The following is a 21,037-nucleotide window of genomic DNA, read 5'->3' as shown; positions in this document are numbered from 1 at the left end:
TTTTTAATAGAAGATTATTCTTTTCTTTAATGGAGGAAGGGCATCTGTTTTTAAAGGAAACTTATTATAATGTAAACTTGTAAAACAATAGCTTTGTAAATGCTAACCTTTAACAAGAAATACTTTTTCCTATTTGTACTTCTCTTTTTTTTAGAAATTTCTATTGCTTTATTCGTGAGAGATAGATTTATTCGACCTTACGCGGGAGATTTCCTTGTGATAATGCTCCTGTATTGCTTTGTAAAAAGTTTCCTTCAAATCTCTGTCGGCCGGGCTGTCCTTCTGGTTCTTTTATTTTCTTATCTGGTGGAAATCCTGCAATACATTAAAATCGTCAGAATTCTCAATGTGGAGAGAAATGCCGTATGGGCAACAGTATTGGGCACACAATTTGAATGGTGGGATATATTTGCATATACTGCAGGAGTTGGTGCGATTTTAATAATTGAGACTTATAGGAAATCGATCCTGAGGGGCAGAAGCTAAAAGGGAAGTGTAATTAAAAAGATTAAATGATTAAGGGACAATGGTATGGAATATAAACTTCTGATTAGGTAAATTTTACCTGTATTGCATTCCGGAATAAAAACTATTTTTGGATACTAAATGCTGAAATCGCTCTTTTCTGCTTTTCAACGAGTATATACCCGTTAGATCGAAAAAATGATGGAAAGTCTTTAATTTTGAAATAGGTTTGTTATACCCAATATCTGTATGAAACTTAAATTAAGGCATATTATACCTGTAGTTGTTTTGTTGTTCACAATGAGCTACAATACTTTTGGACAGGCAAGACCTTGCCCTCCGGGAGAAGTGCCTTGTGGTGCAAACCATACTTGCCTTCCAAGAGGAAGTTGTGGTGGTCCTAACCCGCCACCACCTGGTTTGGTTGTTCCTATAGATTCCAACTTAAGTTTTCTTCTCATTGCAGGTCTGGGGCTGGGAGTCTGGTTTTTTGCTTCTTCAGGTAAGAAATTTTTTCAAGAGAACTAAATACAATGCCGGAGTCTGAAAATCTACTCAGTACAACTCCTGACCTTGTATTATTTAAAAAGATTCTGGCGAACATTTATTTGCAGGAATTTTGTAACTAAGAACAAGGGAATTTATTTTAGTTCTGTTAGCCTCTTCACATATTTACCAATCACATCAAATTCTAGATTGACCGTTGCTCCTTCCCGGAGATTTTGAAAGCTTGTATTGTCGTAGGTATAGGGAATGATAGCCACACTAAATTCACTCTTTTTGGAATTAATGACCGTAAGGCTTACCCCGTTTACCGTTATAGAACCTTTTTCAATTGTAATGTTATTGCGGGTGGGGTCGTATTCAAAAGTATAGATCCAGCTACCTTCTTCCTGTCTTACACTTTTACAAATTCCGATTTGATCCACATGTCCCTGAACAATATGGCCGTCCAGTCTTGCTCCTAATTGCATTCCCCTTTCAAGGTTCACCAAATCCCCCTCCTTAAGCATCCCAAGATTAGTCTTTTCAAGAGTCTCATTTATTGCAGTAACAGTATAACTCTGCCCTTCTACATTTACCACGGTAAGGCACACCCCATTATGAGCTACACTTTGGTCAATTTTTAGTTCCGGCGTCATTCGGGCAGCCACAGTAATGTGAAGATTTCCCTTTTCCCCTACTAATTTTATTACCTCTCCTAGTTCCTCAACAATTCCAGTAAACATGGTCGTAGATTATTCTTACATTTGTGTGGTAAAAATAGAATAAAAAAGGGGATAAGGTATGAAGTCTGCTCAAAAAGTAAAGCTGGGGGTAAGCATTGGAGATCTAAATGGTATAGGAGGAGAGATCGTCTTAAAAACCTTTGACGACGCCAGGATGCTTGACTTTTGTACCCCTGTAATATTTGCTTCAGTAAAGACAGTAAGCTTCCTGAAAAAACATTTTGACCTGGAAATTAATATTCACGGGATTGATGATATCTCCCAGATTATTGAAGGAAAGATCAATGTTTTAAATGTATGGAAAGAGAATGTGAATATAAGTTTTGGAGCAGAAGATCCGGCTATTGGGAAGTATGCCTTTAAATCACTTGAGGCTGCTACCAGGGCGTTAAAGAATGATGAAATTGATGTGCTGGTCACCGCCCCTATAAATAAAAACACTATCCAGTCTGAAGATTTTAAGTTTCCCGGGCATACAGATTATCTGGCCAGGGAACTCCAGGGCGACAGTCTTATGTTTATGATTACCGATAATCTTAAAGTAGGTTTGTTGACAGATCATGTTGCTTTAAAGGATATTGCAAATGTTATAACACCAAAGCTCATAGAAAAAAAGATTGAGACAATATATAGAACACTGCAACAGGACTTCAGGATCTCTGCGCCCAAAATTGCAGTGCTGGGAATAAATCCGCATAGCGGTGATAACGGATTAATAGGAAAGGAAGATGAGGAAATATTAAAGCCTACTCTTCAAAAAATTCGCGACAAAGGAAAGCTTGTATACGGCCCATTTGCTGCTGACAGCTTTTTTGGAACCAAGAATCATCAGAATTTTGATGCGATAGTTGCTTCTTATCATGACCAGGGTCTCATTCCTTTTAAGACATTATCTTTTGGGGAAGGAGTAAATTACACTGCAGGATTACGAAAAGTGCGAACTTCTCCCGATCACGGAACCGCATTCGAAATAGCGGGGAAGAACATTGCAAATATTAACAGTTTTAAGGAGGCTGTATTTAAGGCTATAGACATATATAAAACCCGCAGGGAGTATAAGAAACTTACCAAAAACCCTCTCAAAAAACAGAACAAAAAGATATAAACAAAAAATTGTTTATAAGGAAGTTGGTTTCATAAGATTTTTATATCTTTGCGCCTGCCTTTCCGAGAAGGGCGGGCCCTTGAAAAAGAAGATGTTATGAGGAAACTAGCAGCGTTTACAATTCCTTTTGTGGGATTGAAACAAGGCAATCACGGGTTTGAGTACCAGGTGAATAAAGAGTTCTTTGAGCATTTTGAGTATGATGATTTTAATGATGCAGATGTTGAGGTGAAATTGGTTTTTGAAAAAAAACCAACGATGCTTGAACTAACTTTTACGGCTTCGGGAGTTGTAAATGTTAACTGTGATCTCACAAATGAGCCTTATGATCAATCTGTAGAAGGAGACTTAAGGCTTGTAGTGAAGTTTGGAGATGAACTTAATGAGGATAGTGAGGAATTGCTAATATTACCACACGGGGAGTATCAAATAAATGTAGCTCAATACATTTATGAATTAATTGTGCTTTCTGTTCCCTTGAAAAGGGTACACCCGGGAGTATTAGACGGTACTTTAAAATCTGATGTACTTGAAAAACTGGAAGAACTAAGCCCTAAAGAAGAACGGGAATTAGACGAATTAGAAAGTGAGGAAGATATAGATCCTCGATGGAATAAATTAAAAAACTTATTAAACGATAAATAATACGTAGCAATGGCACATCCTAAAAGAAAAACCTCCAAAACCAGAAGAGACAAAAGAAGGACTCATTATAAAGCTTCTGTTCCACAAATTGCAAAAGATCCTACCACTGGTGAAGCGCATTTGTATCACAGAGCTCACTGGCATGAAGGTAAACTATATTACCGTGGTCAGGTTTTAATAGACAATACAGAAGAAGTAGAAGCTTAATTAATAGAGCTTTGAATTTAAACAAACTCTCACCTCGTGGGAGTTTTTTGTTTTAAGTTGAATAAGTGCTAAAAACGCCTTAATTTGCACCCCATTTCGCAGAAATTTTAGTACATTTCTTAATCTAAGTGATGTGCTTCTCTCTTGCTTGGTGGATAAAATTCTTAATTTATGAATAAAAACACAGCAGCCATTACCGCTGTAGGTGCCTACGTTCCCGACGATGTATTGACTAACCAGATGCTGGAAAAAATGGTTGATACCAATGATGAATGGATTACGTCACGCACTGGAATCAAAGAACGTCGGATTTTAAAAGATCCCTCAAAAGGAACCTCTTTTCTTGCCATTAAAGCAGCTGAAAATCTTATTGAAAAATCGGGATTGGATCCCCAGGAAATTGATCTTGTCCTTTTGGCAACTGTAAGTCCGGATCTTCCTGTGGCAGCCACGGCTGTTTATGTAGCAACACAAATAGGAGCGACAAATGCCTTTGCTTACGACCTGCAGGCAGCCTGTTCGGGATTTCTTTACGGGATGTCTACCGCAGCTGCATACATAGAATCCGGCCGCTACAAAAAGGTACTTTTAATAGGTGCCGATAAAATGTCTTCAATAATTGATTATACTGACAGGACTACCTGTATCATCTTTGGAGATGGTGCGGGGGCAGTTTTGTTTGAATCTAATGACGAAGGACTTGGACTTCAGGATGAATATCTTAGGAGTGACGGTGTAGGTCGTGATTCATTAAAAATTGAAGCCTAGGTGGATCACTTATGCCACCTTCTGAAATTACGGTCGCCAAAAATTTACATTATGTGCAGCAGGACGGGAAAACCGTATTCAAATTTGCTGTCTCGAATATGGCTGAAGTAAGTGAGCTTATTATGAAGCGCAATGAACTTACTAATGAAGATGTTAACTGGCTGGTTGCACATCAGGCTAATCAAAGAATTGTGAGGGCCACCGCCAACAGGATGAACCTGGAGGATGAAAAAGTTCTTATGAACATTGAAAGGTATGGTAATACTACTTCAGCTACATTGCCTTTACTATTAAGCGATTACGAAAATAAATTCAAAAAAGGAGATAATATAGTATTTGCCACTTTCGGAGGAGGATTCACTTGGGGTTCTATCTATTTGAAATGGGCTTACAATTCTAATTAACCAACACACAATATTATGGATTTAAAAGAAATTCAGAATTTAATCAAATTTGTAGCAAAATCCGGGGCCAGTGAGGTAAAGCTCGAAATGGATGATATAAAGATCACCATTAAGACAGGAGGAGAAGAAAGAGAACCTACCTATATTCAACAGTTGCCAATGGGTGGACAGTCTATCCAGCAGCAACCAATGCAGCAACAGCAACAACAGGCACCCGCTCCATCTCAGGAAAGCTCTTCTTCTTTAGAAAAATCTCAAACACCTTCAGAAGATAATCCTAAATATGTTACAGTCAAATCTCCAATAATAGGTACATTTTATAGAAAACCTTCTCCAGACAAGGCTGCTTTTGTAGAAGTAGGTGATACTGTTAAGGAAGGAGATGTACTTTGTGTTATTGAGGCAATGAAACTTTTTAATGAAATAGAAAGTGAAGTCTCTGGTAAAATTGTAAAAGTTATTGTAGATGACTCTTCCCCGGTTGAATTTGACCAGCCTTTATTTATAGTAGACCCGTCTTAAGAAACTTCTTTCTTCAGGAAAATTAATTAATACCGCATTAGTAGAAAAAACACAGGTATATGTTTAAAAAAATATTAATTGCCAACAGAGGAGAGATTGCTTTACGTGTTATTAGGACATGTAGAGAGATGGGAATAAAGACCGTTGCAGTTTATTCTACTGCAGATGCAGAAAGTTTGCACGTAAGATTTGCCGATGAAGCAGTTTGTATTGGTCCTCCTCCTAGTAATTTATCTTATTTAAAAATTTCAAATATTATTGCAGCTGCCGAGATTACCAATGCAGATGCTATACATCCCGGTTATGGTTTTTTATCTGAAAACGCGAAGTTCTCCAGAATTTGCCAGGAACACAAAATAAAATTTATAGGCGCCAGTCCCGAAATGATTGACAAAATGGGAGACAAAGCTTCTGCCCGTGCGACTATGATTGCTGCAGGAGTTCCATGTATTCCGGGGTCAGATGGTATTTTGAAGGATTACGATGAATGTCTTAAAACCGCGAAAGGAATGGGCTTTCCCGTAATGCTTAAAGCCACTGCTTAGTGGTGGAGGAAAAGGAATGCGAGCTGTACATAAAGAAGAAGATCTTCGTGCTGCCTGGGATTCTGCAAGACAGGAAGCAGGCGCTGCATTCGGAAATGACGGGATGTATATGGAAAAGCTTATTTTGGAACCCCGCCACATTGAAATTCAGGTGGTTGGAGATAGTACCGGAAAAGCCTGTCACCTTTCTGAGAGAGATTGTTCCATACAACGTCGCCACCAAAAACTTACCGAAGAAACTCCTTCTCCTTTTATGACAGATAAGTTGAGGAAGCAAATGGGAGAAGCGGCAATTAAGGCAGCTGAATATATTAAATATGAAGGTGCAGGAACAGTAGAATTTTTGGTTGATAAACACCGAAATTTCTATTTTATGGAAATGAATACCCGTATCCAGGTAGAACATCCGATTACCGAACAGGTAATAGATTACGACCTTATAAGAGAACAAATTTTAGTAGCTGCAGGGGTGCCTATTTCAGGTAAAAACTATTTCCCTCAGTTGCACTCAATAGAATGCCGAATTAACGCAGAAGATCCACACCACGGCTTCAGGCCTTCACCCGGGAAGATTACTAATCTTCACGCTCCGGGAGGACATGGAGTGAGAATAGATACTCACGTTTACAGTGGTTATTCTATCCCGCCCAATTACGATTCAATGATAGCAAAGTTAATAACTACCGCTCAAACCAGGGAGGAAGCAATTAACAAGATGAAGCGTGCTCTTGATGAATTTGTAATAGAAGGAGTTAAAACAACTATTCCGTTTCACAGGCAGTTAATGGATCACCCAGACTATGTGGACGGGAATTATACTACTAAGTTCATGGAATCCTGGCAAATGGATCCCGTTAAAGAAGAGTAGGTGACAATCAACATATTTTAAACCTCACAGGTTTTAAAAACCTGTGAGGTTTTTAGTTTCAAATTTTAAGGAAATTTACTCTTGTTGACTTTCCAAAACATTCTGTACTTTCAGAAAAAAATATTTTATGAGTTTTTCTTATTGGGAGCAGCAATCCTGGCTTTCTAAAATAGATTTTACGGTGGTTGGTAGTGGCATTGTAGGACTCACTACTGCCTTAGAACTAAAACGGCGTTATCCTGACTCCAAGGTATTGGTATTGGAAAAAGGACTGCTCCCCGATGGAGCGAGCACAAAAAATGCCGGGTTCGCCTGTTACGGAAGCCTTTCGGAAATTTTGGAGGACCTTAGAAATCATTCTGAAGATGATGTGGTTCAATTGGTAAGAAAAAGGGTGAAAGGGTTCGAGCTATTGAGAAAAAACCTGGGAGATAAAACCTTAGGCTATGAATCCTACGGTGGTTATGAACTTTTCACTTCGGGAGACAGGGAACTTTTTGAGGAATGTGTATCTCAACTGGACTACGTAAACAATCTGCTTTTTCCCATCTTTAAAAAGCCTGTGTTTTCTGTAGAAAACGATTCCTTCGGTTTTAAAAATGTACAAAAGAATTTGATATACAGCGCATTTGAGGCACAAATAAATACTGGCCAAATGATGGCTGCACTCCTTCAAAAAACTCACGCGGCAGGTATAAGAATTCTTAATAATATTACTGTTGAAGCCTTTACCGATACGAGGAAAAAAGTTGAAATCGAGACAGATCATTTCAACATCACAATAAGTAAATTATTAATTGCCACCAATGGTTTTTCCTCCCAGTTAGGAATTAAAGAGGTCAAACCCGCCAGGGCGCAGGTGCTAATTACTAAACCGATTAAAGATTTACATATTAAAGGCACTTTTCACCTTGATAAGGGATTTTACTATTTTAGAAATATTGATGACCGTATTCTCTTTGGTGGAGGTAGAAATCTGGATTTTAAAGCCGAAGAAACTGTAAAAATGTTACAGACAAAATTAATTCAAAACCGCCTGGAAGAGCTGTTAAGAACAACGATCCTTCCTGATACACCCTTTGAAATAGATCAAAGGTGGAGCGGAATAATGGGAGTGGGAAAGCAGAAAAAACCTATTATAGAACAAATTTCCGAAAACATATTCTGTGGAGTGAGATTAGCTAGTATGGGTATTGCCATTGGCAGCCTTGTGGGTAAAGAGCTGGCAGATCTCATTAAATAAATTTTATGAAACGCTTTTTTAGATTTTTGCTGAAGTTAATTCTGTGGTTTTTTGCTTTTACCATTTTTATGGTGATCGTCTTTAAATGGCTGCCTGTACCTTTCACTCCTTTAATGGTTATCCGGTATTTTGAAAATCCCGAAGAAGACATACAGCACGATTGGGTGCCTGCGGAAGAAATCTCCAACGACCTTAAGCTGGCGGTGATAGCGAGCGAAGATCAAAATTTCCCGAACCACAGTGGTTTTGATATGGAAGCAATTGAAAAAGCAATTGAAAATAATAAGAAAGGCAAGCGGGTAAGAGGTGCCAGCACAATTTCACAACAAACAGCAAAAAATGTCTTTCTCTGGCCACAACGAAGCTGGGTGCGGAAAGGATTTGAAGTTTACTTCACGTTTTTAATAGAGTTGTTCTGGAGCAAAGAGAGAATTCTTGAAGTTTATCTCAATAGTATTGAGATGGGAAAAGGAGTGTATGGTGCCGAAGCAGCCTCCCGTTTTTGGTTTAATAAGTCTGCTTCAGATCTTGCTGCTTATGAAGCTGCCGCCATTGCAGCTGTATTGCCTAATCCGCGGCAATACAGAGCCAATCCTGCCAGTAATTACATTCAGGGTAGAAAAGTATGGATCATCAGGCAGATGCGGAATATGGGTCCTATAAATTTAAGTGAAAAAAAGCTGAATGACCGAACTAAGGAAACAACTCGCCGAGGCCTGTAAGGATTATGCTGAGGCCCGTATAGCTCGTTTTAATGCCACAATGGGGGAGCTTGAAGAAGCTTTGAAACCCGAAAGCCGGAGTTGTATGGGGGATAAATACGAAACCAGCAGAGCGATGCTTCATCTTGAATTTGAGAAAATCTCGGGGCAGGTAGAACTATTTAATAATCTTAGAAAAACTGCGAATTTAATAGAACATCAGGCATCTACTCAAAATATAGGTTTTGGAAGTGCGGTTGTAACTACCGGAGCCAATTATTTTATTTCCATTCCGGCAGGAGAAATAATTGCTGAAGGAAAGAAGTTTTACGCCGTCGGAATAAATTCTCCGGTCGCTCAGCTTCTTCTGGGAAAACAAGCAGGGGATAACTTCTTGTTGAATGGGAAAACTTTTGAAATTCTTGAGGTGGAATAAATTCTTTATTTCTATTTGATCTGCAAAGAGACCTCACAGGTTTCTAAAACCTGTGAGGTCTTTAGGAAAGATGATAATTGATTAACAGCCAGTATCTGTTCTTCTGGAAATAAGTTCCGGGGAAACATAAAGCTTAACTAATTTTCCCGGATCAAGGCTGGTTTGATTCTCAAAAAAAATTGTCTGATTCTTAATTTCTGCCTGTATCTCAAAATTTTTCCCTTTGAAAAAGCTTTGAATAACCACTGCCTCAGCGCTTCCTTCTTCTGTCACCTCTAACTCGTGGGGATACAGCAAAATTTTCTTTCGGCTTTTTTCTGAAGGATTGAGATCTTTTATTTTAATCTCATTTACGTCACCGAACAATGAAGCCACATACTTATTTGGCGGATTCATATATAGCTGCTCCGGTTGCGCCTGTGAGTGAATCTTTCCGTCTTTTAGAACAATGGTTTTATCAGCAAATGAAAGGGCATCTGTACTGTCGTGTGTGGCTGTGATGCAGGTGATATTTTTGTCCTTTAGATACCTGAAAACTTTTCTGCGCAAATTATTCTTTCGAAAGTGATCTATGTGGCTAAAAGGCTCATCGAGTAAAAGCAATTCAGGTTCTTTTGCCAGGGCCCGTGCAAGAGCAACTCTTTGTTGTTGCCCCCCGCTTAAATGCTTTGCCTTTACCTGTGAGAGGTCCTGCATTTCTACCACCTCAAGCAACTCAGCAATTCGTTGTTTTTTTTTCCGGGGATACATATTACTCAAATATTTTCCCACATTATCGGCTACACTTAATGGCAGCATCAGGTCAAAATCCTGGGCCAGGTATTTGAAGAATGGTTCTCCCGGAACAAGATTAAAATTTGGGCCCAGTAATTCCTGTTCTTTCCAGAAGATTCTGCCGTCTGTATGGTGCAGTCCATAAATGAGTTGTAAAAGTGTGCTTTTACCACAGCCGCTTTCTCCTATAACCGAAACATGTGCTCCCTGTTCTACCTCAAAACTGATATTCTTCAGGATTGGTTTCGCATCATAAGCAAAGGAAACATTTTTAAGCTTCAGCATGGGAAGATATTTGGAAGAGCAAAGGTAATAATCTCCTTTTGGAAAATACCAGAGGTTCAAAATCCAGTAATTTATGTTGAATATAAAAAAATGCCTCCGGAAAATCTTCCGGAGGCACTTGATCCACTTTAAAAATTAAAGCTTTATCCCTTTACTTTTTTTACGTTTTCAGGTAACACTTCGTAGCCCATATTGTAAAGCGTAAACGCAAAAATATCTGCATACTCATCAATAATCATTGAGGTAGGTTTTCCTGCACCGTGACTAAGCTTTAGTTTCAATTCTTATAAGAGTTGGATTATTCCCCGCCTGTTTTTCCTGGAGTTCTGCTGCAAATTTAAAAGAATGTGCAGGTACTACCCTGTCATCGTGGTCACTAAGTGGTCACCATTGTTGCAGGATATTCTACTCCTTCTTTTACATTGTGAACAGGAGAATATCCTTTGAGGTATTCAAACATTTCCTTATTATCGTCGGCAGTTCCATAATCATACGCCCAGCCTGCTCCGGCAGTAAAGGTATGATATCTTAACATGTCCATAACTCCTACTGCAGGTAGTGCCACCTGCATTAAATCTGGTCTTTGGGTCATTGTAGCTCCCACAAGCAGTCCCCCGTTAGATCCTCCTCTAACAGCCAGATACTCACTGGAAGTATAGTTCTCTTTAATCAGGTATTCAGCAGCGGCGATAAAATCGTCAAACACATTTTGTTTGTTCAATTTTGTACCTGCATCATGCCATTTTTTACCATATTCTCCACCCCCACGTAGATTAGGAACTGCATAAATTCCTCCCTGCTCCATCCATACCGCGTTTGCAGTGCTAAAAGAAGGAGTAAGGCTGATATTAAATCCTCCGTAAGCATAAAGAAGAGTTGGATTCTTTCCGTTCAACTCAATACCTTTTTTATGAGTAATGATCATCGGGATCTTAGTACCATCTTTGGAGGAATAGAAAACCTGCTTGCTTTCAAAGTCTTCAGGATTAAAATCGATGTTTGGCTTGTTGTAAAGTTCAGAAGTTCCTCCTTCTATGTCATATTTATAGATGGTTCCGGGGGTAACGTAATTTGTAAAGGAGTAGTAAAGAACATCATCCTCTTCTTTGGCTCCAAAACCTCCGGCAGATCCTAAACCCGGGAGTTCAATTTCTCTTACAAGCTTTCCTTCAAAATCGTACTGCTTAACCTGTGAAACTGCATCTACCATATATTCAGCAAAAATATAACCACCTCCGGTATTAGGGCTAAGCACATTTTCTGTTTCAGGAATAAGATCTTTCCAGTTTTCAGGTTTCGGATTTGCTGCATCTACGGTTACGATCCGCCTGTTAGGAGCGTCCAGATTTGTTAAGATAAAGAGTTTAGTTCCTTCGTTATGCATGACATAAGTATCTGTATCTTCATTATCCAGAATGGTAACTAATTCTGGATTAGTTTTGGTAAGATCCATCATAAAAACCTTCCCGCCAGACGTAGAATTCCTCGCAGAGATATATAGATACCTATTATCTTCTGAAACACTTCCACTTACATAACGGTGTTTTTGTGCGGCAGTATTACCGAAAACTAACCTGTCTTCACTCTGCTTTGTTCCCAGCTTGTGGTAGAAAAGTCGGTGCTGATCTGTCTTTGCAGAAAGTTCACTTCCTTCAGGTTTTTCATAACTGGAATAGTAAAATCCATCATTCCCTTTCCAGGAAATTCCGCTAAACTTTACATCTATAATAGTATCTTCAATTGCTTCTTTAGATTCTGTGTCAAGAATAATGATCTTTCTCCAGTCACTTCCTCCTTCAGAAATAGCATAAGCTGCTTTGCTTCCATCTTCAGAAAAACTTAAACTAAGCAAGTGAAGTGGTTCCGTCTTCACTAAATTTATTGGGATCAAGAAAAACTTCAGCTTCAGCATTTTCCTCTTTTTTTCTGTAGACTACATACTGGTTTTGCAACCCGTCATTTTTATAAAAATAGGTATAATCTCCTTCAATGAAAGGAGCACCGAGTTTTTCGTAGTTCCAGAGTTTGGTCAAACGATCATTAAGTTCCTTGCGGTAAGGAATCTTCTCCAGGTAGTCAAATGTAACTTCGTTTTGTGCTTTAACCCAGCTTCCGGTTTCTTCGCTACGGTCGTCTTCCAGCCATCGGTAAGGGTCTTTAACTTCTGTTCCAAAATAATTGGTGACAGTATCTACCTTTTTAGTTTCGGGATAATTCAATGCAGTGGTTTCTTTTTTAGAATCTTTGTTGCAGGAGAAAAGTACAGCTGCGGCAAAAATTCCGGGAATTATTTTTTTCATTTAAAAAATTTTAAGGTGCTAAAGTTAGTGCAAAAAAATGCCCATAAGTAACAAACCTACAGGCATTTCGTAAGAAAAAATTCTTTTTCTTTTATATTAACTTGTTGTCCATAAGATATTCTGCAATTTGCACCGCATTGGTAGCAGCACCTTTTCTAAGATTATCTGCAACGATCCACATATTCAAACTATTGGGCTGAGAATAATCCCTGCGGATGCGGCCAACAAAAACATCATCTTTTCCTTCAGCATAAATAGGCATGGGATAAGTATTTACATCTGGATTATCCTGGACAGTTACTCCCGGAAAGTCGCTTAATAACTTCCTGACATCCTTCTCATCAAAGTCACTTTCAAATTCCAGGTTTACCGATTCGCTATGGCCACCTACAACCGGAATTCTTATTGCCGTTGCACTTACTAAAACCGAATCGTCTCCAAGGATCTTCTTTGTTTCATTGGTAAGCTTCATCTCTTCCTTTGTGTAGCCGTTTTCAGTAAACACATCACATTGAGGAATGGCATTCCTGTGGATAGGATAAGGATAGGCCATTTCTCCTTTTTGGTCTTTGTACTCGTTCTCCAGCTGTTGCACCGCTTTTACCCCGGTACCCGTAATAGACTGGTAAGTGGAAACCACAACCCGCTTAATTTTATATTTATCGTGAAGAGGCTTTAAAGCCATTAATAACTGTATGGTTGAGCAGTTGGGATTCGCTATTATTTTGTCATCTTTGGTAAGTTCCACGGCATTAATCTCCGGGATCACGAGCTTTTTAGTTTTATCCATTCTCCAGGCTGAAGAATTATCAACTACTGTAGTGCCATTTTCAGCAAATTTTGGAGCCCATTCCAGGGAAGTGTCTCCTCCGGCTGAAAACAAAGCGAGGTCTGGTTTAATACTAACTGCCTCTTCAAGGCCTATAACTTTATAGCTCTTATTGTTAAAAGTTATTTCTTTTCCCACAGACCTTTCCGAAGCTACGGGATATAACTCTGTTATGGGGAAATTCCTTTCCTCTAAAACCTTTAGCATTATATTTCCAACCATTCCGGTTGCACCAACTACTGCTACTCTCATATTTGTATTTTTTAGGCTCTTAATGAACTTCTTATAAATTATTTTTGCAAAGGTATTATAGAATTTGAATTTAGGCTACTCCATAAGCCTAAATCGGGATTGAGGTTTTCAAATTGCACATCTTTTCAGAATTTGTTATAAAAAAGACCCCCTCGTATGGAGGGGGTTTAGGGTTAAAACATGTAGTGTAGCGGTAAGCGTACTTTTTATATAAATTCAATTTTTAAACCATTAGAAGACAATTGCTGCAATATTTACAGCCTTCCTGTATTGTTTTGTCGTTTTAATTCATCTCGTATTTCAGCCAGTAATTCTTCCTGCGTGGGACTTTTCACAGTAGTAAGTACTTCTTCCTTCTTTTTCTTGGTCTTCTCATAGGCCCTTAAAACAAGAAATATAAAGAGTCCAACAATTATAAAATGAATTATAGCGTCAATAAGATTTCCATAGGTTAAAACTGCGGCTTCAGCTTCCTTTGCAGCCTCGAGGCTTTCGTATTTGTTCCCATCCAGCGCAATAAAATTCCGGGAAAAATTTTCACCTCCGGTTAACAGACCTATTATAGGCATTATAATATCTGAAACTACCGAAGAAACTATTTTATTAAATGCTGCTCCAATTACAACGGCTGTAGCCAGTGCAATTATGTCGCCTTTCATTAAAAAAGCTTTAAAATCTTTAAAAAATGCCATTTGTTTAAATTGAGGGATTAGTTATGGAAATTACAAAATAATTATTTAACTAGTCTTCTATAATTACTCTTTTAACACGTTGTGAAATGCTCAGTAATAACCTCATAAGAAATAGTATTCCCGTTGTAAGCAAATTTCGTGACGTGCTGTGGTCCTCCAAAAATTATGACTTCGTCTCCTTCTTCGCACTCTATTCCGGAAATGTTGATCATGATCATATCCATACAAACATTTCCAATAATAGGGGCATATTTGCCATTGACATATACTCCTGCACGGCCATTTCCATACTGCCTGTTGATCCCATCGGCATGGCCAATAGGAATGGTAGCCATTTTCGTGTCTTCAGTAACCTTAAAAGCCCGATTGTAACCCACGGTTGCACCTTCCTTTAGATGATGAATTTGAGAAATTATCGTTTTAAGGGTGCCAATTGGTTTAAGTTGTTTGTCTATTTCAGGATCATTTCCAAATCCGTACAATCCTATTCCACTGCGTACCATATGAAAAGCAGCTTCGGGATAATTTATTATTGCTGAAGTATTACTTAGGTGGAGCAATGGCTGGTAACCGAGTTTTTCGGTTATTGTAAAAGCCAACTTTCGGAAAAGATTCAACTGTTGAAGTGTAAATTCGCGTTCTTTCCAATCTTCGCTGGCCGCAAGATGTGAAAAAACGCCCGTTATCTTAATTGAATCAGTAGTTGCAAGTTTTGTAAAAACCTTCTCAAGATCGTCCTCACTAAAACCTAAGCGGTTTAAGTAGGTATTTAGCTTTAAATGAATTGGATAATTCTTTTGATCAAGCTGTTCGGCTGTTTTGATAAATTCCCGAAGGACGAATTCGCTATAGATACTCGGCTCCAGGCAATTTTCAATAATTTTTTCAAAATTTATCGATTGGGGATGAAGTACCAGAATGGGTTTTTCTATACCTCCTTTTCTTAGAGCAACACCTTCGTCTACATAGGCAACGGCAAAGTAATCGACTCCCAGCTTGCTTAGTTTTTTAGCAATTTTAGTAGCATCGTTTCCGTAAGCAAAAGCTTTCACAACTGCCATAAATTTTATATCCCCATTTATTTTGGAGCGCATAAAATGGTAATTGTGCTCAAGGGCACCCAGATCAATCTCCAGAATGGTTTCACGTGTCTTAGACATTGTTCGTCTTTTTTTCGGGCTTAATTACTTCGGGATCGGCAACAGGTAATTTTTTTACCCTCTCCCGGAGCATTGCCTTGTAATATGCGGCACGGCTTAAAGGTTCATATTCCTCGTTCTCCCCAAGAAATACAAGATCGTCATTTATGGACTTCCTGTAACTGTACTGCGCAAGATTCCCCGTGCGGGTGCATACTGCATGAACTTTTGTAACATATTCTGCAGTGGCCATTAGATTTGGCATAGGTCCAAAAGGATTGCCTTTAAAGTCCATGTCCAGGCCCGCGACTATTACCCGCACCCCACGATTGGCAAGGTCGTTACACACGGTAACTATTTCATCATCAAAAAATTGTGCTTCATCTATTCCCACCACATCACAACCATCTGCCAGCAGCCTGATATTAGAAGCTGAAGGAACAGGAGTAGACCGTATTTCGTTAGCATCATGAGACACCACCATTTCTTCGTGGTAGCGTTTATCTATCGCTAGGTTTAAAGATCTCTACCTTTTGTTTCGCGAATTTTGCCCGCTTAAGGCGCCTGATAAGTTCTTCGGTCTTACCGGAAAACATTGAGCCGCAAATAACTTCTATCCAGCCAAATTGCTCTTTGTGATTTACTGTATTTTCGAGAAACATTTTGTAATTTTCAATGCCGAAAAGGGAGAGTCCCTCTTTTGTCTAAAGTTGGAACAAATTTATCAAAAATCCAACCGTTGAGCTTAGAGGTTCTTTAAATTTATAAAGCTATAAAAACGCTCCTATAAATTAATCTACTGTATTTTTTACTTTTTCTGAAAAAGGATAAAGTTGCACAATTTTAAATAATAGCCGCAATGAGAAAAAAACTGGAAGCCGATTTAAAAGATCTGGCAAATAAAATTCTTGATTTAAAAGAACCTGATGCCAGCGTACTAAAACAACAGGCCAGGGATCTATATGAAAAACTTACAATCTTAGCTTTTACTGAAGAAAATCTTGCTTCTTTTTCTGAAAAATCTACCTCTGATTCTAAGCCTCGGGAAGCTACTTTTGATTTGAACTCCAGTGAAACAAAAGAGGAAGAGAAAGTATTTGAATTACCATCACAACCCTCTCAGCCTCAACATCAAACAGTTGTGGAAGAAAAGGATGAGTATTTGCCTGATGGTACAGAATATAATGACAGTGAGGCTATTACTGAACCTAACACAGAGAAAATCAAAGATATAGTTGCTCAAATGCCACCGGAAACTGAAAAGCTGGATTTCATGCTTAATAATATCATTTCCAAAGAGCATACTGCGCCTATTATTAAGGAGCCTGTAAAGGAACCAAAAAGAGAGGAGGAGAAAAGAGACTTCAGGGATATTGGAGTGGATTATGACAACCTTCCCAATTTTGAGCCTGTAAGAAAGCAACAGGAAAGCAATCGACCTAAATCTCTGAATGACCGCCTTAAGAAAGGTTTTAATATTGGTCTTAATGAACGCCTGGCATTTATCCGTCACTTGTTTGAAGGGAAAACTGCCGATTATAACAGGGTGATCTCCCAACTCAACACTTTTGATTCTGTTGATGAGGCTAAGAAATTCATTCAGTTGGTCGTGAAGCCCGATTATAAGAACTGGCAGGGGAAAGAAGAATTTGAAAACAAATTCATGGAACTCGTAGAAAACAAATTCCGCCACTAAACCTTTTAAATGTCCAAACTTTATCTCGTTCCTACTCCAATAGGAAACCTGGAAGATATGACTTTGCGTGCGATCAGGGTTTTGAAGGAAGTAGATCACATCCTTGCAGAAGACACCAGGAATAGCGGCAAGCTTCTTAAACATTATGAGATTAACACGCCAATGCACAGCCATCACATGCACAACGAGCATAAAACAGTTGAAGGTATAGTGCGCAGGATACAGGCGGGAGAAAGTTTTGCGTTGATAAGTGATGCGGGAACGCTTAACAATTAGTGATCCGGGATTTCTTCTTACCCGGGCGTGTGTAGAAGCGGGAATTGAGGTAGACTGCCTACCGGGCGCCACTGCTTTTGTGCCTGCACTTGTCAATAGTGGTTTTCCAAATGACAAATTTGTTTTTGAAGGTTTTCTTCCTGTGAAAAAAGGAGACAAACAAGGTTAAACTTTTTAGCAGAAGAAGAACGCACCCTTATCTTCTATGAATCTCCTCACAAACTGCTAAAAACCCTGTCCCATTTTGTTGAATATTTTGGGGAAGAGAGGCAGGTTTCGGTATCCAGGGAGATCACGAAAATGCATGAAGAAACTGTAAGAGGAACCGCGGCAGAGGTGCTTCAGCATTACACGACTAAGCCTCCAAAAGGAGAAATTGTTATTGTGGTTGCCGGAAAAAAATAGACTTTTCCTTTATCAGAATCTTCATTTATTTTACAATTAAGGGTAAACCCCGATATTTGTTTTCCCGATTATTTATTAAATTATATACTCATACCCGTTAACTCCTTTAAATGCGCTGGACATTAAAACCTAAACCTGAAACTGATAAAGTAACCCGTCTTGCTTCTCAATTAGGAGTGGGAATTCCGGTTGCTTCATTGCTGGTTCAGCGGGGCGTTGAAACATACGAAGAGGCAAAGAAATTTTTCCGGCCCAGTCTCGATGATCTTCACGATCCATTTTTAATGAAGGACATGGATGTGGCGATAGAGCGAATTGAAAAAGCTATTTCTGCGGAAGAAAATATTCTTGTGTATGGAGATTACGATGTAGATGGAACTACCAGTGTGGCCTTAATGTCATCTTTTCTGAAATCATTTTATCCTAATGTGGCAACCTATATTCCCGACAGGTATGACGAAGGCTACGGAGTCTCATATAAGGGAATTGACTTTGCAGCAGACAATGACATCAGCCTGATTATTGCTCTCGATTGCGGAATTAAAGCAATAGAAAAGGTCGCTTATGCTCACGAGAAGAATATTGATTTTATAATTTGTGATCACCACAGGCCCGGTGCAGAAATTCCTAAAGCAGTAGCTGTTCTGGACCCTAAGAGGGAAGACTGCGATTATCCATACAAGGAACTTTGCGGCTGTGGAGTAGGCTTTAAACTGATGCAGGCCTGGATTCAAAAAAACGAACTTTCTATAGATATATTACTGCCGTACCTGGACCTCGTCGCTACTGCAATAGGAGCAGATATTGTTCCTATTACAGGAGAAAACAGAATCCTCGCCTATCACGGATTGAGAGTAATTAATGTAGCTCCCCGTCCCGGTTTTAAAGCTATTTTGGAACAGGTCAAAAAGGAAACCTTAACTATAACGGACGTTGTTTTTATTATTGCCCCCAGAATTAACGCTGCAGGGAGGATGAAGCATGGTCTTTATGCAGTTAATCTCCTCGTGGAAAATGACGAAGAAACTGCGAGAAAATATGCTGCAGAAATTGAAGCTTTTAATTCCGACAGGCGGGATACAGACAAGGTGATAACCCAGGAAGCTCTTGCGCAAATTGAAGAGTTAGAGGAAAAGGAAAGATTTACAACTGTAGTTTATGATGAAAGCTGGCACAAAGGAGTCATAGGCATTGTAGCTTCAAGATTGACAGAAACTTACTACTTAGCCGACCCTTGTTTTCACCAGGAGTGGCGAAAAGCTGGCGGCTTCGGCAAGATCTGTTAAAGGTTTTGATGTGTATGATGCTTTGGAAGCCTGTAAGGATCATATTGAACAGTTTGGGGGGCATAAGTACGCGGCGGGTTTGACTTTATTAGAGTCAGAATACCTCAATTTTAAAAGGAAGTTTGAAGAGGTGGTTTCAGGAAGTATAGATAAAAGGTTGCTGACTCCCGAGATCCTTATAGATGCTGAAATAGATCTGCAGGACATAACTCCGAAGTTTTACAGGATCCTGAAGCAGTTTGCTCCGTTCGGTCCCGGGAATATGTCTCCGGTTTTTATGACTCAAAACCTTAAAGATTGCGGATATGGAAAATGTGTGGGCAGCGATGACCTTCATCTTAAATGCTTAGCTCAGGCAGGGCGGCAAACCAGAGACTATTGATGCTATAGGATTTAATTTAGGCCCAAAACTTCAGCTTATTCAACCTACCAATTCCTTTAAGGCAGCATATTGTATAGATGAAAATGAATACAACGGCAATGTAACTCTGCAACTAAAGCTTAAGGATATCAGTGCCTGAAAACCTGATGTTTCGTGTGTTAAATAACAGATCATAAAATACGTTTTAAATACTCGTTCTAACTTTTGTTATCTTGTTATATGGGGACAGTCAATTTCAACAATTTTCGTTCGAACCTAAACTATTGGTTTGAAAAAGTAGTTAATGACGTAAGCTATTTAATTGTAAAACGTAAAGGAGGAAGGGATCTTGTTTTGATTTCGCTTGATGAATATAACTCCTTACAAGAGACGATCCATCTGTTAAAAGGTAAAAACAGAGATGTGCTTTTAAAATCCATAAAGGAGTTAGAATCTGGTTCTATTGTTCAAAAAGATCTTATTGAAGAATAAATTTAATGTAATCCTAAATCTTTCAGGAGGCAAAGAATAGACAATAAAATTTTAACCTGAAGCCCTAAAAGGTTATTGGTCCAGGCGCATTACTTCAGAACACCGTCTGGTCTATAGATTTGAAGAAGATAGTCTGCTTATAGCTGCCTGCTGTAACATTACGGAAAGTAAAGGTGTAATTTCTAAAGCTTTTTCAGAAAAGTTTTCTCCCCATCAAAAACAGCATAAGTATAATGGTTAATCCAGTCGCTTGTATTGATATAGGTAGCTTTTCCGTTAAGGTCAATTTCCATAGGCAGGTGCTTAGTGACCAAAAAGGAAGTAATCGTAGTCTTTGGACTCTAATTTTCTTTTACAGTATTGGATGAGCCACTCCTTATCCTCCCCTAAAAACTCCATATCCTCTTCTCCCGAGATTGCTTTATTCTTCACTGAAAAATATTGTGCCAGCGGTACTCCAAGGTCGGGATGGAGCCAACGGTAAAGCCATTTTGAAAAAGGATTTTTAAAAACCTTCTTCATTCGTTTATAGCCATGATCCCCGGGACCAAGTCCATCACCGTGGCCTACCAAAAATTTTTTTCCGTTGAAATCGAATTCTTGTGGCTGATGAAAAACTGGAATATTAAGTTCTTCTTCAAAATAATCCTGCATCCAGAGATCGTGATTTCCTACGAAAAAATAAACGGGAATGCCACTATCTTTTATCTCCGCCAGTTTTCCAAGGATGCGCACAAAACCTTTAGGAACCACATGTTTGTATTCAAACCAGAAGTCGAAAAGATCCCCCAACAGGAAAATTGCTGCGGCATCTTTTTTTATCTCATCCAGCCAGTTGACAAATTTGATTTCCCGCGGGCGACTTTCTTCAGCCGTGGGAGCACCAAGGTGGTTATCACTGGAAAAGTAAACTTTTTTACCCTGGGGTACCTGCATTTTAAGATGTGTAAAGTATAAATATAATAAAAGAGGTTGTACTTTAAATTCAGACCTCACAGGTTTTCAAAACCTGTGAGGTCTCTTACAAATTACTCCCCCTCGTATGTTTGAATCTTGATTACTATTTCAAATATAAGATTTTGTTAGTAGAGATTATCTTGGTTATTTTAATT

16 protein-coding genes and 8 pseudogenes are annotated in these 21,037 nt (G+C 38.9%); 16 read left to right on the top strand and 8 right to left on the bottom strand.

The genetic code is table 11. The annotated features are described in order from the left end of the window. The first annotated feature begins 99 nt into the window (after positions 1-99). Both LZ575_RS14195 and LZ575_RS14190 read left to right on the top strand, forming a co-directional pair. Complete coding sequence (locus LZ575_RS14195; RefSeq protein WP_235325116.1) at positions 100-486, top strand: DUF2809 domain-containing protein; 387 nt, start codon at positions 100-102, stop codon at positions 484-486. Positions 487-714: 228 nt separating this feature from the next. After that, a complete protein-coding gene (locus LZ575_RS14190) occupies positions 715-993 on the top strand; it encodes a hypothetical protein (RefSeq protein ID WP_235325115.1) in 279 nt (92 codons plus the stop codon). Between the two features lie 113 nt (positions 994-1,106). On the opposite strand, the gene LZ575_RS14185 is transcribed toward LZ575_RS14190, so the two are convergent. Further along, the gene (locus tag LZ575_RS14185) at positions 1,107-1,694 is read right to left on the bottom strand and encodes a riboflavin synthase (RefSeq protein ID WP_235325114.1); all 588 of its coding nucleotides are present in this window, start codon (positions 1,692-1,694) and stop codon (positions 1,107-1,109) included. A gap of 58 nt (positions 1,695-1,752) precedes the next feature. Between LZ575_RS14185 and pdxA the strand changes: the two genes are divergently transcribed. The 9 genes and pseudogenes from pdxA to LZ575_RS14140 all read left to right on the top strand — a co-directional run bounded on the left by pdxA (position 1,753) and on the right by LZ575_RS14140 (position 9,138). Continuing rightward, a complete protein-coding gene (pdxA, locus tag LZ575_RS14180; protein WP_235325113.1) occupies positions 1,753-2,799 on the top strand; it encodes a 4-hydroxythreonine-4-phosphate dehydrogenase PdxA in 1,047 nt (348 codons plus the stop codon). A gap of 96 nt (positions 2,800-2,895) precedes the next feature. Then, entirely contained in the window at positions 2,896-3,444 is a 549-nt protein-coding gene (locus LZ575_RS14175; protein ID WP_235325112.1) for a DUF177 domain-containing protein, read from the top strand. A gap of 9 nt (positions 3,445-3,453) precedes the next feature. Beyond that, on the top strand, positions 3,454-3,651 hold the full coding sequence (rpmF, locus tag LZ575_RS14170) for a 50S ribosomal protein L32 (RefSeq protein WP_139066239.1): 198 nt from the start codon (positions 3,454-3,456) through the stop codon (positions 3,649-3,651). Positions 3,652-3,822: 171 nt separating this feature from the next. Next, a pseudogene (locus LZ575_RS14165) lies at positions 3,823-4,823 on the top strand (beta-ketoacyl-ACP synthase III). 15 nt (positions 4,824-4,838) lie between these two features. Continuing rightward, positions 4,839-5,345 carry an acetyl-CoA carboxylase biotin carboxyl carrier protein gene (accB, locus tag LZ575_RS14160; RefSeq protein ID WP_235325111.1) on the top strand — a complete coding sequence of 169 codons (507 nt, stop codon included), beginning with the start codon at positions 4,839-4,841 and terminating at the stop codon, positions 5,343-5,345. A 59-nt stretch (positions 5,346-5,404) separates the two neighbouring features. Further along, positions 5,405-6,758, top strand: a pseudogene (accC, locus tag LZ575_RS14155) (acetyl-CoA carboxylase biotin carboxylase subunit). Between the two features lie 127 nt (positions 6,759-6,885). Continuing rightward, positions 6,886-8,001 (top strand): FAD-binding oxidoreductase, encoded by a 1,116-nt coding sequence (locus LZ575_RS14150; protein ID WP_235325110.1) that lies wholly within the window; start codon positions 6,886-6,888, stop codon positions 7,999-8,001. A gap of 5 nt (positions 8,002-8,006) precedes the next feature. Then, positions 8,007-8,723 (top strand): monofunctional biosynthetic peptidoglycan transglycosylase, encoded by a 717-nt coding sequence (gene mtgA, locus LZ575_RS14145; RefSeq protein WP_235325109.1) that lies wholly within the window; start codon positions 8,007-8,009, stop codon positions 8,721-8,723. Further along, entirely contained in the window at positions 8,686-9,138 is a 453-nt protein-coding gene (locus tag LZ575_RS14140) for a transcription elongation factor (protein ID WP_235325108.1), read from the top strand. Before mtgA ends, LZ575_RS14140 begins: the two co-directional genes overlap by 38 nt. Positions 9,139-9,219: 81 nt before the next feature. On the opposite strand, the gene LZ575_RS14135 is transcribed toward LZ575_RS14140, so the two are convergent. The 6 genes and pseudogenes from LZ575_RS14135 to LZ575_RS14110 form a co-directional block, all read right to left on the bottom strand. After that, positions 9,220-10,197 carry an ABC transporter ATP-binding protein gene (locus LZ575_RS14135; protein WP_235325107.1) on the bottom strand — a complete coding sequence of 326 codons (978 nt, stop codon included), beginning with the start codon at positions 10,195-10,197 and terminating at the stop codon, positions 9,220-9,222. Between the two features lie 143 nt (positions 10,198-10,340). Then, positions 10,341-12,497, bottom strand: a pseudogene (locus LZ575_RS14130) (prolyl oligopeptidase family serine peptidase). Positions 12,498-12,588: 91 nt separating this feature from the next. Beyond that, complete coding sequence (locus tag LZ575_RS14125; RefSeq protein ID WP_235325106.1) at positions 12,589-13,578, bottom strand: aspartate-semialdehyde dehydrogenase; 990 nt, start codon at positions 13,576-13,578, stop codon at positions 12,589-12,591. Positions 13,579-13,832: 254 nt separating this feature from the next. After that, positions 13,833-14,270 (bottom strand): large conductance mechanosensitive channel protein MscL, encoded by a 438-nt coding sequence (gene mscL / locus LZ575_RS14120; RefSeq protein ID WP_235325105.1) that lies wholly within the window; start codon positions 14,268-14,270, stop codon positions 13,833-13,835. A 71-nt stretch (positions 14,271-14,341) separates the two neighbouring features. Continuing rightward, positions 14,342-15,430, bottom strand: a complete 1,089-nt coding sequence (alr, locus tag LZ575_RS14115; protein ID WP_311195808.1) for an alanine racemase — start codon at positions 15,428-15,430, stop codon at positions 14,342-14,344. Next, a pseudogene (locus LZ575_RS14110) lies at positions 15,423-16,071 on the bottom strand (thymidine kinase). The gene alr and the pseudogene LZ575_RS14110 overlap by 8 nt, the downstream one beginning before the upstream one ends. A 197-nt stretch (positions 16,072-16,268) precedes the next feature. Here LZ575_RS14110 and LZ575_RS14105 point away from each other — a divergent pair. From LZ575_RS14105 to LZ575_RS24305, 5 genes and pseudogenes are all read left to right on the top strand, one after another. After that, a complete protein-coding gene (locus tag LZ575_RS14105) occupies positions 16,269-17,105 on the top strand; it encodes a hypothetical protein (protein WP_235325104.1) in 837 nt (278 codons plus the stop codon). Between the two features lie 9 nt (positions 17,106-17,114). Next, positions 17,115-17,786: pseudogene (gene rsmI, locus LZ575_RS14100) on the top strand (16S rRNA (cytidine(1402)-2'-O)-methyltransferase). A 110-nt stretch (positions 17,787-17,896) separates the two neighbouring features. Next, positions 17,897-19,593 (top strand): annotated as a pseudogene (gene recJ, locus LZ575_RS14095) (single-stranded-DNA-specific exonuclease RecJ). A gap of 80 nt (positions 19,594-19,673) precedes the next feature. Next, entirely contained in the window at positions 19,674-19,925 is a 252-nt protein-coding gene (locus LZ575_RS14085; RefSeq protein WP_235325102.1) for a type II toxin-antitoxin system Phd/YefM family antitoxin, read from the top strand. 55 nt (positions 19,926-19,980) lie between these two features. Further along, a pseudogene (locus LZ575_RS24305) lies at positions 19,981-20,096 on the top strand (type II toxin-antitoxin system YoeB family toxin); the annotation flags it as partial. An 11-nt stretch (positions 20,097-20,107) separates the two neighbouring features. Here LZ575_RS24305 and LZ575_RS14075 read toward each other — a convergent pair. After that, positions 20,108-20,861, bottom strand: a pseudogene (locus tag LZ575_RS14075) (UDP-2,3-diacylglucosamine diphosphatase). Between the last annotated feature and the right edge of the window lie 176 nt (positions 20,862-21,037).

It is taken from the genome of Antarcticibacterium sp. 1MA-6-2 (genome assembly GCF_021535135.1).
GTDB lineage: Bacteria > Bacteroidota > Bacteroidia > Flavobacteriales > Flavobacteriaceae > Gillisia.
The sequence above is the reverse complement of the archived record's forward strand: the minus strand, read 5'-3'. Positions and strand labels throughout refer to the sequence as shown.